The organism is Streptomyces sp. NBC_00306 (assembly GCF_036169555.1).
Classification (GTDB): domain Bacteria; phylum Actinomycetota; class Actinomycetes; order Streptomycetales; family Streptomycetaceae; genus Streptomyces; species Streptomyces achmelvichensis.
On record NZ_CP108032.1, the window covers coordinates 701052 to 715966 of the forward strand.

Annotated in this window: 14 protein-coding genes; 9 read left to right on the forward strand and 5 right to left on the reverse strand. The window is 72.5% G+C overall.

Going from position 1 to position 14915, the window contains the following annotated elements; genetic code table 11:
* The first annotated feature begins 12 nt into the window (after positions 1-12).
* From OHA05_RS03090 to OHA05_RS03110, 5 genes are all read left to right on the forward strand, one after another.
* Positions 13-882: an SDR family NAD(P)-dependent oxidoreductase gene (locus OHA05_RS03090; protein ID WP_328859721.1), complete on the forward strand. Its 870-nt coding sequence runs from the start codon at positions 13-15 to the stop codon at positions 880-882.
* 78 nt (positions 883-960) lie between these two features.
* The gene (locus OHA05_RS03095) at positions 961-1572 is read left to right on the forward strand and encodes a DUF998 domain-containing protein (RefSeq protein WP_328859722.1); all 612 of its coding nucleotides are present in this window, start codon (positions 961-963) and stop codon (positions 1570-1572) included.
* A 223-nt stretch (positions 1573-1795) separates the two neighbouring features.
* On the forward strand, positions 1796-2431 hold the full coding sequence (locus OHA05_RS03100; RefSeq protein WP_328859723.1) for an ATP-binding cassette domain-containing protein: 636 nt from the start codon (positions 1796-1798) through the stop codon (positions 2429-2431).
* A complete protein-coding gene (locus OHA05_RS03105; protein ID WP_328859724.1) occupies positions 2428-3294 on the forward strand; it encodes a metal ABC transporter permease in 867 nt (288 codons plus the stop codon). The genes OHA05_RS03100 and OHA05_RS03105 overlap by 4 nt, the downstream gene beginning before the upstream one ends.
* Positions 3252-4055, forward strand: coding sequence for a metal ABC transporter solute-binding protein, Zn/Mn family (locus OHA05_RS03110; RefSeq protein ID WP_328859725.1), 804 nt, complete (start codon positions 3252-3254; stop codon positions 4053-4055). The genes OHA05_RS03105 and OHA05_RS03110 overlap by 43 nt, the downstream gene beginning before the upstream one ends.
* Positions 4056-4142: 87 nt before the next feature.
* Here the strand turns inward: OHA05_RS03110 and OHA05_RS03115 are convergent, their stop codons facing one another.
* From OHA05_RS03115 to OHA05_RS03125, 3 genes are all read right to left on the reverse strand, one after another.
* Entirely contained in the window at positions 4143-4889 is a 747-nt protein-coding gene (locus OHA05_RS03115; RefSeq protein WP_328859726.1) for a DJ-1/PfpI family protein, read from the reverse strand.
* A 69-nt stretch (positions 4890-4958) separates the two neighbouring features.
* Positions 4959-6710 carry a class I adenylate-forming enzyme family protein gene (locus OHA05_RS03120; protein WP_328859727.1) on the reverse strand — a complete coding sequence of 584 codons (1752 nt, stop codon included), beginning with the start codon at positions 6708-6710 and terminating at the stop codon, positions 4959-4961.
* The gene (locus OHA05_RS03125; RefSeq protein WP_328859728.1) at positions 6707-8485 is read right to left on the reverse strand and encodes a CoA transferase; all 1779 of its coding nucleotides are present in this window, start codon (positions 8483-8485) and stop codon (positions 6707-6709) included. Before OHA05_RS03125 ends, OHA05_RS03120 begins: the two co-directional genes overlap by 4 nt.
* Before the next feature lie 174 nt (positions 8486-8659).
* Here OHA05_RS03125 and OHA05_RS03130 point away from each other — a divergent pair, with 174 nt between their 5' ends.
* Positions 8660-9862, forward strand: coding sequence for an acyl-CoA dehydrogenase family protein (locus tag OHA05_RS03130; RefSeq protein WP_328859729.1), 1203 nt, complete (start codon positions 8660-8662; stop codon positions 9860-9862).
* Here OHA05_RS03130 and OHA05_RS03135 read toward each other — a convergent pair.
* On the reverse strand, positions 9849-10967 hold the full coding sequence (locus OHA05_RS03135; RefSeq protein ID WP_328859730.1) for a sugar ABC transporter permease: 1119 nt from the start codon (positions 10965-10967) through the stop codon (positions 9849-9851). The two genes, OHA05_RS03130 and OHA05_RS03135, sit on opposite strands and share 14 nt — an antisense overlap.
* A complete protein-coding gene (locus tag OHA05_RS03140) occupies positions 10964-12091 on the reverse strand; it encodes an MFS transporter (protein ID WP_328863325.1) in 1128 nt (375 codons plus the stop codon). The genes OHA05_RS03135 and OHA05_RS03140 overlap by 4 nt, the downstream gene beginning before the upstream one ends.
* Positions 12092-12367: 276 nt before the next feature.
* Between OHA05_RS03140 and OHA05_RS03145 the strand changes: the two genes are divergently transcribed.
* The 3 genes from OHA05_RS03145 (at position 12368) to OHA05_RS03155 (ending at position 14771) form a co-directional block, all read left to right on the forward strand.
* Entirely contained in the window at positions 12368-13144 is a 777-nt protein-coding gene (locus OHA05_RS03145) for a hypothetical protein (protein ID WP_328859731.1), read from the forward strand.
* A 137-nt stretch (positions 13145-13281) separates the two neighbouring features.
* Positions 13282-13980 carry a sigma-70 family RNA polymerase sigma factor gene (locus tag OHA05_RS03150; protein WP_328859732.1) on the forward strand — a complete coding sequence of 233 codons (699 nt, stop codon included), beginning with the start codon at positions 13282-13284 and terminating at the stop codon, positions 13978-13980.
* Between the two features lie 218 nt (positions 13981-14198).
* Complete coding sequence (locus OHA05_RS03155; protein ID WP_328859733.1) at positions 14199-14771, forward strand: dihydrofolate reductase family protein; 573 nt, start codon at positions 14199-14201, stop codon at positions 14769-14771.
* Positions 14772-14915: the final 144 nt, after the last annotated feature.

Genomic DNA, 14915 nt, shown 5'->3' on the forward strand with positions numbered 1-14915 from the left:
GGAGTGTGACCCATGCCGTCCGTCTTCCTCGTCAGCGGCGCCTCCCGGGGCCTGGGGCGCGAGATCGTCCGCGCGGCGGCGCAGGCGGGCCACCAGGTCGTGGCCGGCCTGCGCAACCCGCAGGCCCTGGACGATCTGGTGGCCGAGTTCGGTGACCGGATCGCGGTCGCACCTCTCGATGTCACAGACGCGGCCCAGGCGAAGGCTGCCGTGCGCACCGCCCTCGACCGGTTCGGCGGACTCGATGTGCTGGTGAACAACGCCGGATACGCCAACATCGCCTCTGTCGAGGATGTCGACTTCGACGACTTCTCGGCACAGGTGGACACCAACCTCCTCGGCGTCGTCCGGCTGACCCAGGCCGCGCTGCCGGTCATGCGCGAGCAGCGATCGGGCCACATCGTCCAGGTGTCGTCGGTCGGCGGACGCCTCGCGACCCCCGGCCTTGCCGCGTACCAGAGCGCCAAGTGGGCCGTGGGCGGCTTCTCCTTGGTGCTCGCCAAGGAGGTCGCGCCGCTGGGCATCAAGGTCACCGTGCTGGAGCCGGGCGGGATGGCGACCGACTGGTCGGGGTCGTCCATGAAGGTGGCGCCGATACGGCCCGAGTACGCCGACACCGTGGGTGCCTCGGCGGCCATGCACAACACGGACACGCTGACTGCCAGCGACCCGGCGAAAGTGGCCCGCCTGCTCCTCGACGTCGTGGCCATGGACGATCCGCCCCTGCGTCTCCTCGTCGGCGCGGACGCCTTCCGCTACGCGACGGCCGCCGCACGCGAGCAACTCGCCGCGGATGAGAGCCGGCGCGCGCTGAGCGAGTCCACCAGCGCCGACGACGCGACGGCGGCCCAGTTGGACCCCCTGGGCCACGGCGAGAGCTGACGCCCGGCTCCTGCCGCGACGATGAGGCCACGGCCATGAGGGTGGACGCACGCACCCACGTCAACCTATGTTGACAAGATGGGCAATCAAGCGCTGCTCGTCTGCGGGATGGCCGCCGGTCCGCTCTTCACCCTCGCGTACGTGGTGGAGGGCGCCACGCGTGCGGACTACAAACCGCTGCGCCATCCCGTCAGTTCGCTCGCTCTCGGCCGCGCCGGGTGGGCGCAGAGCGTCAACTTCCTGTTGTCGGGCCTGTTGTCGCTGACCTTCGCGGTGGGCCTGTGGCGCGATGGGCCTTCCCCTGCGGGTGCGGTGCTGATCGGCGTATGGGGGGCCGGTCTGCTGGGCGCGGGCGCCTTTCTCACGGACCCGGTGAGCGGCTACCCGGCCGGCACCCCCGACCGGCTCGAACACCCCACCCGGGCGGGGACGCTGCACGACCTCTTCTCCGTCATCGGATTTCTCGCCCTGGCCGCGGCCTGTTTCGTCTTCGCTCCGTCCGCCTCGCCGGGCTGGGCCGTGTATTCGATCGCCGGCGGGATGCTCTTCGCCACGACGATGGTGTCGGCGAGTGCCGTGTTCACCCGGCAGGGACGCTGGGTGGACCGGGGCGGCCTGATCCAGCGCGTCTCGCTCACGATCGGCTGGACCTGGCAGACGGCGCTCGCCGTGCGCCTCCTGGGCAGCTGACGGTCGTCCGCGCGGATGACGTGCCGGTGACCGGTGGCCCGACTCGCCGACGAGCAGCCGGCTTTCGGACCGCACGAGCCGCGGACGGCACGCCGGTCGCATGACACTCCACGGCACGGAAGATCTCCGGGAACTCCCCGGGCCCGCCGTCCGACTACTGCCGCGTGGGAGGGCGCAGCATCCGGCCTCTCCCGCTCGGAGTCGGAGCGAAGAGGGGCATGGGATGGGTGGGCTGGATGTGCGCATGCGGGAGGTCGCGTGCCGTCACGGCCGGGTGGACGCCGTCGCCGCCGTCGATCTGGAGATCGCGGCCGGTGAGCGGGTGGCCCTGACCGGCACCAACGGCTCGGGAAAGACCACCCTGCTCCGCGCCGTCCTGGGCATGCACCGGCAGGTGACCGGCACCATCCTGGTCGGGGGCCGCGGTACGCGCACATCGGCCGAGTGGGCCTGGCGGCGGCGGGTCTGTGCCTGGATTCCGCAGAAGCCGGCAGGGGGCCGGTTTCCGCTCCTGGGTGAGGAGTTGCTGGCCAGCAGCGCGGCGCCCACCGAAGCCGGGGAGGCCGCGGAGCGGCTCGGCGTGGGGGCGTTGACCGGACGACCGTTGCACACCCTCTCCGGGGGCCAGTTGCAGCGCATGTACCTGGCGCGGGCGATCGGCTGTGTCGCGGCGGGTGCCCAGGTGCTGCTCGCCGACGAGCCCACCGCGGCTCTCGACTTCACCGGTCAGGAGGAGGCCGCCGATGTCCTCACCGCGCTGCCCGTCACCCTGCTCGTGGTGACCCACGACCGGACGCTCGCCGAGCGGTGCGACCGGGTGCTGGACATGGCCGCCGGACGGCTGCGGGAGGTCCGGTGAATCCGGCTGCCGCCGATGTGGGCGCGCTCCTCCAGCTCCTGCCCGTCCAGCGGGCCGGCATCGCCCTCCTGCTGGCGGCGATCGGGCTGCCGGTGATCGGTGTGGTGATCGTCGGCCTGGACATCATGCCGGTGCGGTTCGCGATGATGCACGTGGCGTTGCTGGGGATCGCGGTCGGCCTGCTGACCGGGCTCGATCCGATGCTGTGCGCATTGGTCGCGTGTGCTCTCTCGGGCGCGGGGGTGGCTCCGCTCGCCCGTACGCCCGACGGCCTGTCAGGTGCCATGGGACTGTTGATGAGTCTGGCCATCGCGGCCGCGCTGCTCGTCCTCGCGGTCTCGGGCGTCAACGCCTCCGGCGCGTTCGCGCTGTTGTGGGGCTCCATCCTGTCCGTGGGAACCGCGGATCTCGTCGTCCTCGCCGTGCTGGCGGTCGTCGTGCCCGGTCTGTTCTGGTGGCGTCGCCGTGACGTGGGTCTGCTCCTGTACGACCGTGAGCTGGCCGAGTGCTCCGGCGTACCCGTACGCGGGCTGACCGTCGTCCTGCTGGTCCTGGTCGCGGTCGCCGTCGCCGGGGCGATCAAGCTCACCGGCGCGCTGCTGGTCGACGCCCTCACGCTCCTGCCCGCCCTCGCGGCACGCCGCCTCGGCGGCTCGCTGAAGTCGATCACTCTGTGGGCGGTCGGCATCGGCATCGTCGTGAATCTGACGGGGTTCCTTGTGGCCCTGTGGCTGGACTGGCCGCCCGGCCCGGTCCTCGTTCTGACGGCGGGGGCCGTGGTCCTCGCCGTCCATCTCGTACCCGAACGGAGAATCACCTCATGGCGCGCAACCGCCTCCGTATCCCTTCCCTCGTCGCACTGAGCGCGGCACTGGCCCTGGTCACCGGCTGCGGGGGCGACAGTGACACGTCGGCGGGCAGCGCCAGCGGCAAGGACAAGGGGAAGCCGTCGGTGGTCGTGACCACCACCTGGGAAGGCGCCTTCGCCAAGGCCGCCGGTGCCGAGAACATCAAGGTCATCGTCCCCAAGTCCGTGCACCACGCGCCCGATTACGACCCGAAGCCGTCGGACCTGGCGGCCGTGGCCGAGGCCGACTTCGTGCTGTACGCGCCCTTCGAGCCGTACGCCGAGAAGATCAAGGAAGCCGCCGGCTCCAAGGCCGAGCTGGTCGAGGTGAATCTGGACAACGACGCCGACAAGGTGAAGGCGGAGGTCGACAAACTGGCGAAGCTGTTCGGCACCGGCAAGGCCGCGGCGACGTGGAAGGCCGCCTTCGACACCGAGTACGCCAAGCTCGCGAAGGACCTCAAGGCCGCCTGGCCCGGCGGGAAGAGCCCGAATGTCGTCAGCCAGGTCTTCACGGGCTGGTCGGCCGAGCTGGCTGGTGCCACCACCGTCGGGACCTACGGGCCGGAGGCCGTGACCCCGGCGCAGCTCGCGGAACTCGCGAAGAAGGAACCGGCCTTCGTCCTGGACAACGCGCACATGTCGACGGGGACGGTCCTGCCGGACTCCGGAGCGAAGCAGGTGAAGATCGTCAACTATCCGGGCGACGACCTCGACCTGCTGCCCGTCTACAGCAATGCCGCGGCCGAGCTCAAGAAGGCCATGGGCGCCTCCTGAGCGGCGCGTTGCCGGCCGGCGCAGGTGTCCGGCCGCACAGAGGCGGGAGGGCAGCGTGTCGCCTTCCCGCCTCTCCTGGTCGCGCGACTACCGGGGCCGGGGTGGTGCGGGCGGGGTCCAGACCGTGCCGCGGGCCTCGTATTCGAGCATGGCCTCCACACCGGTCGCCACCTCGGCGCCCAGTTCACGGCGTACGAGCCACAGGGCGAGGTCCAGGCCCGACGTGATGCCGCCGGCGGTGACCAGGTCGCCGTCGTCCACCACGCGTCCGTTCTTCAGCAGGCCTCCCTGCTTCTCGAGGTCGGGCCGCGCCTTGTGGTGGGTGGTGCACGGGCGGCTTCTCGTCAGACCTGCCGCGGACAGCAGCATGGTGCCTGTGCACACGGCGCTGACGGTCAGGCCGGGGCGCACCGCCGAAGCCAGGGCGCGCGGAAGGGTGCCGCGCGCGATCTCCGCCCGGACGCCGGGGCCCTCACTGCGTGCGTACCCTCCTCCGGGGACGACCAGGACGTCCGCGGTGCGCGGGGCCCAGCCGTGCTCGACGCGGACCTTCGTTCCGTAGGCGGCCTGCACGGCGCGGGGGCCGGACACGGTGGCGTAGCGGACGTCGATCTCGCGGTCCGTGAAGAAGCGGGCGGCGGAGAAGACTTCCCAGGGAGCGGCGAAGTCGAGCTCCTCCACACCGTCGTACATCACGACGTGCACCCTCAGCGGGCCACCGGCCTCCTGGACGGGCTGGACGGCCGCGGCCGCGGCCGGTGCGGCGGCGACTCCCGCCATCGCCCCCGCGGCTCCGATCGCGGTCGAGGCCCGGAGCAGTTTCCTGCGGTTCATTCGGTTCTCCTGTCCCGATGGTCGTCGTACGGATGGGCACGGGCGCCGCGCGCCGCGCCCGGAATCGGCTCAGCCGGCCTGGGCGAGTGACGGCGCGGCGGGTGCGTCGTGGACGGGCGGCGGGGCCTGCGCCAGGTGCTCACGCAGGGCGGCACGGTCGGGCTTGCCCGCCGGTGTCAACGGCAACTCGGCGACCACCAACAGCCGTTCGGGGTGCTTGCGCTGCTCCAGACCCCGCCGTGTCAGATGCCGGCCGAGCGAGTCGAGCGTGGGCACCTCGCCGGAGCGGGGAACGACGCACGCGGCGAGGCGCTCACCCATCAGGCGGTCCGGAACGCCGACGCACACCACGTCCCGTATCCGGGGATGGGAGCGCAACTCCCGCTCCACCTCGGCCGGGCTGATGTTGGCGCCGCCGCGGATGACGACGTCCTTGAGCCGTCCCACGATGTGCAGGGTGCCGTCCTCGTCGAGGAAGCCGAGGTCTCCGGTGCGCACCCAGCCGTCGGGCGTGCGGTAGCGGGCGTCGAGGTCGGGGGCGCCGACATAGCAGAGGGGGGTCATCGGGCCGCGGGCGATGATCTCACCGATGCCGCCCTCCGGCACCTCGGCGTGGGTGTCGGTGTCGGCGATACGGATCTCGGCCACCCGGGGGTCGGGGCGGCCGGCGACCACGCCGGACTCGTCGGTGGGCGGGGTCGTACTGCCCAGTCCCGTATGGCAGTTGACGCCGTCGGCGGAGCCGTAGAGGTTGACGACAGGGCAGCCGAACGCCTGAGCCGCGGCAGCCGCGGTGGGCTCGTCGAGCGGCGCCCCGCCGAGGATCAGCGCGGTGGGCGCAGGCAGCCTCTCGCCCTGCTTCTCGCCGGTGACCGGCTTCCTGTCGGTGACCGGCTTCCCACCGCTGACCGGCTTCTCGCTCGTGGCGTCGAGGCGTTCGAGCATCATGCGCACCATGGTCGGCACGCCGAGGATGTGCGTCGGCTCGTGTTCCGCCACCGCCGCGAGGGCTGCTTCGGGGGTGAAGTGGTCGAGGAGGATGAGCGTTCCGCCGTGCCGGGCGAGCGTGACCGCGGTGCCGTTGGAGCCGAAGGCGGAGGCGAGCGGTACCAGGAACAGACAGCGGGGCGGGGTCCCGTCGGGGATGAGTGAGGCGAGGAAGTTGCCGCGTCCGCCCGCGAGTGCGTTGTGCGAGTACGCGACCATCTTGGGCTCGGCCTCCGAGCCGGAGGACACGAGGATACGGGCCGCGCTGTCGGGGTCGGGCCGGGCGGGGACGAAGCCGCTCGGGTCGGAGCGCAGCAGCGCGGAGAGCGCAATCGTGCCCTCGGGTGCGGCGCCCGGTCCCGCGGCGATCACGTGCCGCAGGGCGGGCAGCGCCGTGGACAGGGTGTGCAGTTCGGCCGCGTGGTGGGCGCCCCGGTGCTCGGTCGCCGCGATGACTGCCACGGCTTCGGCGCGGCGCAGCAGGCAATCGGCCTCCCGGCTGCCGCGCCCGACGGGGAACGGCAGGGCGACCGCGCCGAGGGCGGCGAGCGCCAGATCGGCGATGACGGCGTTGCGGTTGTTGGGGAGCTGGACGCCGACCACGTCACCCGGGCGTATGCCGAGGTCTCTGAGGCCGGTGGCCAGACATCGCACCTTGCGGTCCAGCGCGGTGTAACAGAGTTTCCCCTTGGCATCGAGGACCGCGGTGTGGTGCAGGTCCATGATCTGACGGGCCCGGAAGAGGCTGTAGAGGTCCAGATCGGGGCAGGTGCCGTCGAGCACCCAGGACCGGCGCAGGTCCGCGGGCAGCAGGTCGTGCAGTTCGACGGTCATATGAAGCTCCAGGGGTCGGGAACGGCGGGGGCACCGTGCGCGTCGCGGCTGATCGAGCCGGCGAAGCGCGGGTCGTCGTGCAGTTCGGCGAGGTCGGTGGTGACACGGGTGGCGGTGAGACCGTGCGCACGCAGCTGCCGCAGCGCGTCGTCCGTCGGAAGGTCACGCAGGTCGTACGCGGCTGCCGCGGCGGCGCACGTGTCGCTCGACGCGACCCAGCCGTCGGCCGTGGGCAGCGGACGCCGGAACCCGGCGGGCCGCCTCGGGCTCTCACCGCGAGCCGCCCGGCTCAGGAAGGGGGTGGTCAGTGTGTCCGCGGCGCCGAGCAGCGAGGAGTCGACGCGCACGCCGTGCCCGGTGCGTTCCCGCAGGAGCAGCCCCGCGAGCACCGCCTCCGTGCCGAGCAGTCCGCCGAGTACGTCGAGCAGTGTCATCAGGGAGGGCGCGGGCGTCTCCCCGTCCGGGCGGACCGCCTCGCCGACACCGGTACGGGCCTGGACCATGAAGTCGGTGCCCATGGGGGCATCGGACAGCCGACCGGCCCAGCCGCTGGTGTACGCGTAGACCAGGGCGGGGTTCACGGAGGCGAAGTCGCCCGCGTCCAGGCCGAGTTCCGCGGCCTTGTCCGGTGCCCAGTTGTGCAGGAACACATCGGCTTCCGCCGCCATCTCCCGCAGCAGACGGCGGCCGGCGGGCGCCTTGATGTCGGCCTCCACAGCCTGCTTGCCGCGATTGAGGGCGAGCCAGCGGGCGGAGACACCGGAGCACGCCGGCGGCATGCCCCGCAGCGGATCACCGCCCGGCGGCTCGATGCGGATCACGTCGGCGCCGAGCAGTCCCAGCAGGTGCGCGGCGAGCGGGGCCTGGATCCGGCGTCCTGCCTCCAGCACGGTCAGACCGGCGAGGGGGCGTTCGGGAGAGGGTGCGGACGCCGGGTGCGGACGGCCGGGGCCGAGGAGGTCCATGGACCAGGGCGGGGCACCGTCGTATTCGACGGCCCGTTCGGCGAGTGTGCGCAGGGCGCAGACCTCGGCCCCCGACAGGGAGGCGGCCTGGAGGATCCGCTGCCAGGGATGCGCCTGTGCCCTGGTGTGCAGTGCCTGGGGGAAGGGGGCACAGGCCGTGGCGTAGCGGAACTGGAAGGGCCGCCAGCCGGCGCGTACTGCCTCCGGCGGCGCGCCCAGAGCACGCCAGAACGCGGCCCAGGCACCCGGGTCCAGGGTCTCCAGTTCGAAGTGGAGACCTTCGGACGAGACGAACGGCGGCCCGCCGGGGGCGAGTTCGGCTGCCTCGCCCTCGTCGGCCCCGGAGGCGGCGAGGTACTGGGAGACGGCGAGCAGCCCTGCACGCTGCGCGCTGGTGGTGACGTCGGCGGGCCCATCGCCACCGCGCGCCTGGGCCAGCAGCGCGGCGAGGAGGCCCTGCACGGTGAGCACGCCGGTGGCGACGGACGCATAGTCGACGGCCAGGCCACGCGGGTCGCCGTCGCGGCGGCCGTGCACGCTCATGATGCCGGTGGCGGCCTGCACAGTGGCCTCGTCGTCGATCCCGGTCCCGGGGGAGGCCCACGTCGCGCGGGCCCGAACGGGCGCGAAGTCCTCTCCGCTCAGCACCGTGCGGCCTGCCGACCCGGTCCCCGGCGCGGTGTCGGCCGGATGCGCGCCGAGAAGGCGTAGATGCTCCGAGACCACGGTCATGAGCTGCGGCGGTCCCGAGGCGTCGAACCGCAGCGTGTCGAGTGGCCGGACCGCCTGCGTGGTGGCGGGTGATGCCATGCCTCTCCTCTCCTGGCGCGGCGGTGGCCGGCGCCCGGTCGTCCGGAACCCGGGAACTCGGGAACTCGGGAACCCGGGAACTCGGGGAACTCGGGAGCGTCCGCACCCGACCAGTTCCACGTGGAGACAGTCGGACAACCGTTCCCACAAGTTCCCGGCAACTCGAGGAGAGGCATGGCAGGTCGAGGCAGTGAGGGCGCGGGCCAACGGGGCGGACAACTGGCCGAGTTGCGTGAGCGTGTCGGCGCGTTCGTCCGCGATCGCGTGATTCCGTACGAACGGGTGTTGGACGCGGGTGGACCCGATGCCGCCGCCGCCTTGGGCGAGTTGCAGGGCAGAGCGAAGCAGGAGGGGCTGTGGGCCTTGCCGTTGCCCGTGCACCTGGGAGGCCGCGGCCTCACGTTCGGCGAGTACGCCGAACTGGCCGAGGCGGAGGGGGCGAGCGACCACGGACCCGCGGCACTGGGCTCCGCTCCCCTCCTGGATGTGTCGATGCTGGAGCGGCACGCGCAGAGCGGTGTCCGTGACCGGTATCTGCGGCGGCTCGTGGCCGGGGAGGCACGGACCTGCTACGCGATGACGGAGCCCGATGTTCCCGGCACGGACCCGTTCATGACCGAGACCCGTGCGGTGCGACAACGGGACGGCCGGTGGGCCGTCACGGGGCGCAAGTGGTTCACCTCCGGAGCCGCCGGCGCTGACCTCGTCACGGTGCTGGCCCGCACCGACGGGCGGGCGGGCGATCGCGAGGGGCTCTCCCTGCTGCTGGTGCCCACCGGCTCCCCCGGTTTCCGCGTCGTCCGTGAACTCCCGGTTCTCGGCGCGGCCGGCCAGTGGGAGATCGAACTCGACCAGGTCGGTGTACCCGCCGACCATCTCGTCGGCGCACGCGGCCAGGCGCTCACCGTTGCCGGTGAGCGCCTCCAGCGGGGCCGCACCCTACGGTGTCTGCGCTGGCTCGGCCAGGCCCGGCGGGCGTTCGATCTGATGTGTGAGCGGGCGGTCTCCCGCGGCGGATCCCGTGGCCCGCTCGCCGGCCACCAGCTCGTCCAGCAGCAGGTGTTCGACGCCCTGCTCGCCCTGCGCACCACGCGCCCTCTCGTCCATGAGGCAGTCGCTCTCATCGATTCGGGGAAGGACGCACACATCGAGGTGGGCCTCGCCAAGGTCGCGGCGGCCCGGATGCTCCAGCAGGTCACGGATGCGGCGATCCAGGTCCACGGCGCCGCCGGACTGGGCCCGGATACGGCACTGCCCGCACTCTTCCGCACGGGCCGCACCGCTCGCATCCTGGACGGGCCGGACGAGCTGCACATCACCGCTGTGGCGCGGCGGGTCCTGCGCGGGTACGGCGGGCCGAGTCCTACACGTCCGTGATGTCGACCGAGCCGGTGAGCGCCGCAAGCCCCAGGGCGAGGAAGAAGTCGCCCCAGACCAGTTCGTGCCGGACGGCGGTGCCCCGGCCGGCGTCGTAGCAGCCGTCCAGCAACATACCGGCGGGCCGATGTGCGCGAGGTCCGGACAGATGGGTGCCGACCAGGCGGCGCAGGATCTCGACGGCCCGGTCCGCGTACTGGGTCGCCCTCGGGCCCGGCAGACGGGCGAGTTTCAGCAGGGCGACAGCGGTGATCGCGGCGGCCGACGTGTCGAGGGGACCGTCGGGACGGGACGGGTCGGCATGCGGGACGAGCGGTTCGTCCAGCGCATGCGGGACGAGCGGTCCGTCCAGCACGGCCCCGAGCGCCAACAGGCGCTCGGCCGCCCCTGAGAGAGGCGCGGCCCGCGGTCCGGGGAGCGTCGGGAGATGCAGTGCGTCGGCGACCGCCAGGAGCAGCCATGCCCTCCCCCGGCTCCAGCCCCGCGGCGGGTCCTCGCAGGGCTGCCATCCCGACCCCGCGTCGTAGCACCAGGCGGGCTGTGTCCAGGGCCGGTGCTCGCTGCCGTCACCGAGGCAGAGTTCGAGATGGCGGTGCAGGTGTGCGCCTGCTGCCGCGGCTCCCTCGGGCCCGGCACCTGCCAGCAAGGGCACCATCCCCGGCACACCGTCCGCGCGGGCGAGGAGGCGAGGGCCTCCCAGCGCCGATCCCCAGGGGACGAGGCCGAGTTCGGGGTCCATGGCGTCCAGGCAGGTGCGCGCCGACCGCTCGCGCAGTGCAGTGGCCTGCGCGTCGTGGGAGGCCAGGGCGGTCCCGTACCAGAGGATCAGGCCCCGGGTGGCGGTGTCGGCATCCGCCCACGGCGCCAGGCGCGCGGTGCACCGGGATGCGGCCGCACGGTCGGCCGCGGCGTCCGAGTACCGCGCCCGCAACCACAACAGCCCGGCCCAGAATCCGCCCGTCCACGACCCGCGCCCCGTCGTTGTCCACCGCCCGCTGTCCGGGTCGGCGAACAGGGGAAAGCGTGCGCCGACCTCGAACTCGGTGACCGTCACGCGGCCGATCACCGCCTTCAGGGCGTCACCGGCCCAGTCCGCCGACGTCACGACGACCGGTCCGCGCGTCCTCGCCGGTCCCGTACGGCCCAGGTGAAGGCGACGGCACCGGCGCCGGCGAATTCAGCCGCCACCAGGATCCAGCCGGCGCCGTACCGTCCCGCCTCCGCGAACAGGCCGAAGAGCGGGGGCCCCACCGCGAATCCGGCGAAGAATCCCGCGGCGACCAGCGCCGAGTCCTGTCCCGCCCGGCCCGGTGCGGCGCGTTGCACGACCAGCACCATGGAGACCGCGTTGCCCGACACCGCGAAGACACCGACCGCGACGGCAGCGGCCCACGCCAGGGGAGCTGCCGACAGCGCCGCCACGAGGAGAGCGGCCGCGCCCACGGCACCGACCGCAAGCCATCCGGGCAGCCATTCGGCGCGCCCGGGCCGGGCTGCCTTCGACCACCCCACCCGGCCGGCGATTCCCGCCACGCCGAGCACGGCCACCAGAGCGGCTGCCGTACCGGGGCCCATCTCCAACTCCCGTACGCCGAACAGCGCGAGGTAGGTGTTGACCGAAGCGATACCGCTCCCCAGAAACAGCGAGAAGACGGCCAGCCAGGCGACGAAACCACGCGGCACCAGGGACGGCCGTGTGGCGGTCTGCGGTGGCGGCGGGTCGCCCGGAAGAGTGCGCAGCGCCCACAGTCCGGTCAGCAGGGCGGCGCCCGCGGCCGTCCAGACCGCGCCCCGCCACCCGATGCCTGCGGCCGCGGCGGCCAGCGGCAACCCCGCGGCGAACGCGCCCAGTTGGACACCGGACTGCTTCGTCCCTGTCACCGATCCGCGCCGGGCGGGTGGGACCGACCCGAGAATGGCCTTGTTCGTGGCCGGGTTGGCGAGCGCCTGGGGAACACCGCCCAGCGCGACCGCCGCCAGCAGCAGACCGGCGCCGGGCGCGGCGCCGATGAGGGCGAGTGCGACCGCGGACACCACCAGCAGGACGGCCATTGCGCGCCGCGGACCGATCCGGTCCACGATGCGCCCACCCACAGGGGACAGCACGGCGGCCGTCCCGAATCCGATCGTGGTGGTGAGGCCCAGCACGGTCGGTGATATCCCCAGTTCGTCCACGAGCCGAGGTCCGAGCGCGCCCAGCAGGAACAACTGAAGCATCGAGAAGGCCATGGCACAGGTCAGCAGTGCGGTGAGTGCACGGGCCTGTCGCTTGTCCGGCGGCGGCGCCGACGCCGTTGCCGCTGAGCCCTCTGCCGCCACCGTGTCTCCGTTCCCGCCACCGACATCTCCCCACCCGCCGCACCAGGAGTCGGACACCCCAACACCCTGGTTCCCCTGGGCAGTTGTGGCCTGCACCACATCTCAGGCCCGGCATGAGGGGGCGCGTGGTGAATTCCGTACCGACGGGTGCCCGGCCACGAGGGGGAATGCAAGGATGAGGCCGCCATGATGTCGGGCCGGGGGTGTCGAGCGTTACGGGCCGCGGTGTTCGCCGCCGTCTGTGTGCTGCTCGCTGCCTTCGGCCACATCCTCATGTCCGGGACATCGGTTCCCTGGTGGGCGATGTCCACCGCGTTCGGCGCGACAACGGCCGGGGCCTGGGCCCTCGGCGGGCGCGAACGCGGACTCCTCGTCGTCACCTCGGCGACCGTCGTGGCTCAGGCGGGGATGCACGCGTGCTTCTCCCTGGCACAGGCCATGGTGTACCCGTCGCCGCCGACGGACAGTTCGCTGGCCCGGCAATGGGCCAGGTCCTTGGCGCTCGGGACGGCGGATTCCTCCGCACCGGCCTCCGGTGCCGCCCTTGGGGGCGTGGGCAACGGCGGCCCTGCTCACCAGCCCGGCATGACGATGCCCCATGAGGGCATGGACGTCCACGATCACGCGCTGCACGGGTCGGCGGACGGGGCCACCGCCACCACGGCGTTGAGCGGCCACGACATGGGCGACATGTCACCGACCGGAATGCTGTCGGCGCACCTGCTGGCGTCACTGCTGTGCGGTCTGTGGCTCGCGTACGGAGAGCGGGCGGCGTTCCGCGTTCTGCGTTCGCTGGCCGGATGGCTGGTCGCTCCCCTGCGGCTGATGCTCCCTCGGCCCGCCCCGGTGCCCGGTTCACGCATCCGCGTACGCCGGAGCAGGCGAGCCCACGCGCCACGACGGCTCCTTCTCGCCCACGCCATCACCTCACGGGGTCCACCACCGGGGATTGCTGTCTTCTGACAGCTGGTTCCCCGGTGCCGCGGAGTCTTCCACGACGCGCATCGGGCATCGGCCGTGCCGTCCGGCAGGCCGTACCACTCACCGGCTCGCCCTTCGGCGCGACGCCGGAACCCGATTTCCCGTGAGGACTTCTGGCGATGACCCCTGCCTCGTACCCCTTGCACCGTCCCGTCGCAACCAGGCCGCCGCGCCATACCCCCGAAGGCGACGCGGCCGTGACCCGCCTGGCACTCTCCGCTCGCGACGGCGATCCGGTGCGGGTCGACCGCTTCGTCCGCGCACTGCACCGCGACGTCTGGCGCTATGTGGCCTACCTCAGCGCCGACCCCCAGGCGGCCGACGACCTCACCCAGGACGTCTTCCTCCGGGCGCTCGGCAGCCTCCACCGTTTCGAGGGCCGTTCGTCCGCCCGCACCTGGCTGCTGTCCATCGCACGCCGCACCGTGGTGGACAGCCTGCGCCACGCGGCTGCCCGGCCGAAGCTCTCCGACAGGACCGACTGGCAGGCCGCCGCGGAACAGGCCCAGCCGCGGCACAGCCCCGGCTTCGAGGACGGCATCGCCCTCGCGGAACTTCTGGCCACGATTTCGGCCGAGCGCCGCGAGGCCTTCATCCTCACGCAGCTCCTGGGTCTGCCCTACGCGGAGGCGGCCGAGGCCCTCAACTGCCCGGTGGGAACGGTCCGTTCCCGGGTGGCCCGCGCCCGTGCCTCGCTCATCGACCTGCTCGGCGACCCGGACGTCCCCCTCACCGCACCCGAGAAGCGGGTGCCACGGCGAGGCGTCGGCGGAGGCCGGTTCACGAACGGTCCCGAGCTCGTGGCCGTGACCGGCTGACCAGCACCGTGGCCGGCTGACCACCGACTCCCCCGGGCACCCGCGGCGCGCCGCGTGCCTCACCTCGGGTGCCCGGGCCGGCGGAGTGGTGACGACCGATGAGTTCCACCACGATCAGCGGTCAGTGAGGGAGAGTTGCGTCGCGCAGGGAAGTCCGGTCGAAGCCGGGCGGGCGAACCTGCCGACACCCGATCACGAGACACCTGGGAGACACTTCGATGCGCACCCTGATCAGCACCGCCTTCGTCTCGCTCGACGGCGTGGTGGAGGCCCCGGGCGGTGAGCCGGGCTACCGGAACTCGGGCTGGACCTTCAAGGACATGGAGTTCCTTCCCGAGGCGTACGAGATCAAGGGCAGGGAGCAGCAGGAAGCCACCGCGATGCTGCTGGGGCGGACCAGCTACGAGGCGTTCAGCCCGGTCTGGCCGGGCATGGAGGACTTCTCCGACTACAAGGAGATGCCGAAGTACGTCGTCTCCACCACGCTGACCGACGACGACCTGGTGTCGGACTGGGGCCGGACCACCATCCTGCGTTCGCTCGACGAGGTTGCGGCCCTGAAGGAGACCGAGGGCGGCCCGATCATCATGCACGGCAGCGCCACCCTCAACCGGAGCCTCTCGGACGCCGGCCTGATCGACCGGTACCACCTGCTGGTCTTCCCGCTCCTGCTCGGCGCGGGCAAGCGCCTGTTCAGCGACACGGACAAGGACACCCAGAAGCTGGAGCTCGTCGAGCACGAGGCCTACGCCAACGGTCTGCAGAAGAACGTCTTCGACGTCGTCCGCTGACGACAGCCTCCTGGCGCGTGCCCGCACCGACGAGCCCTCGGCGAGTCCGTTGGTACAGGCGAGGGCATTGCGTGGGCGATCGGGTGACGTGGACGCCGGCCCCAGTGGCCGGCTGTCCGCCGGCGCGTTGTCCATGTGCAGTCC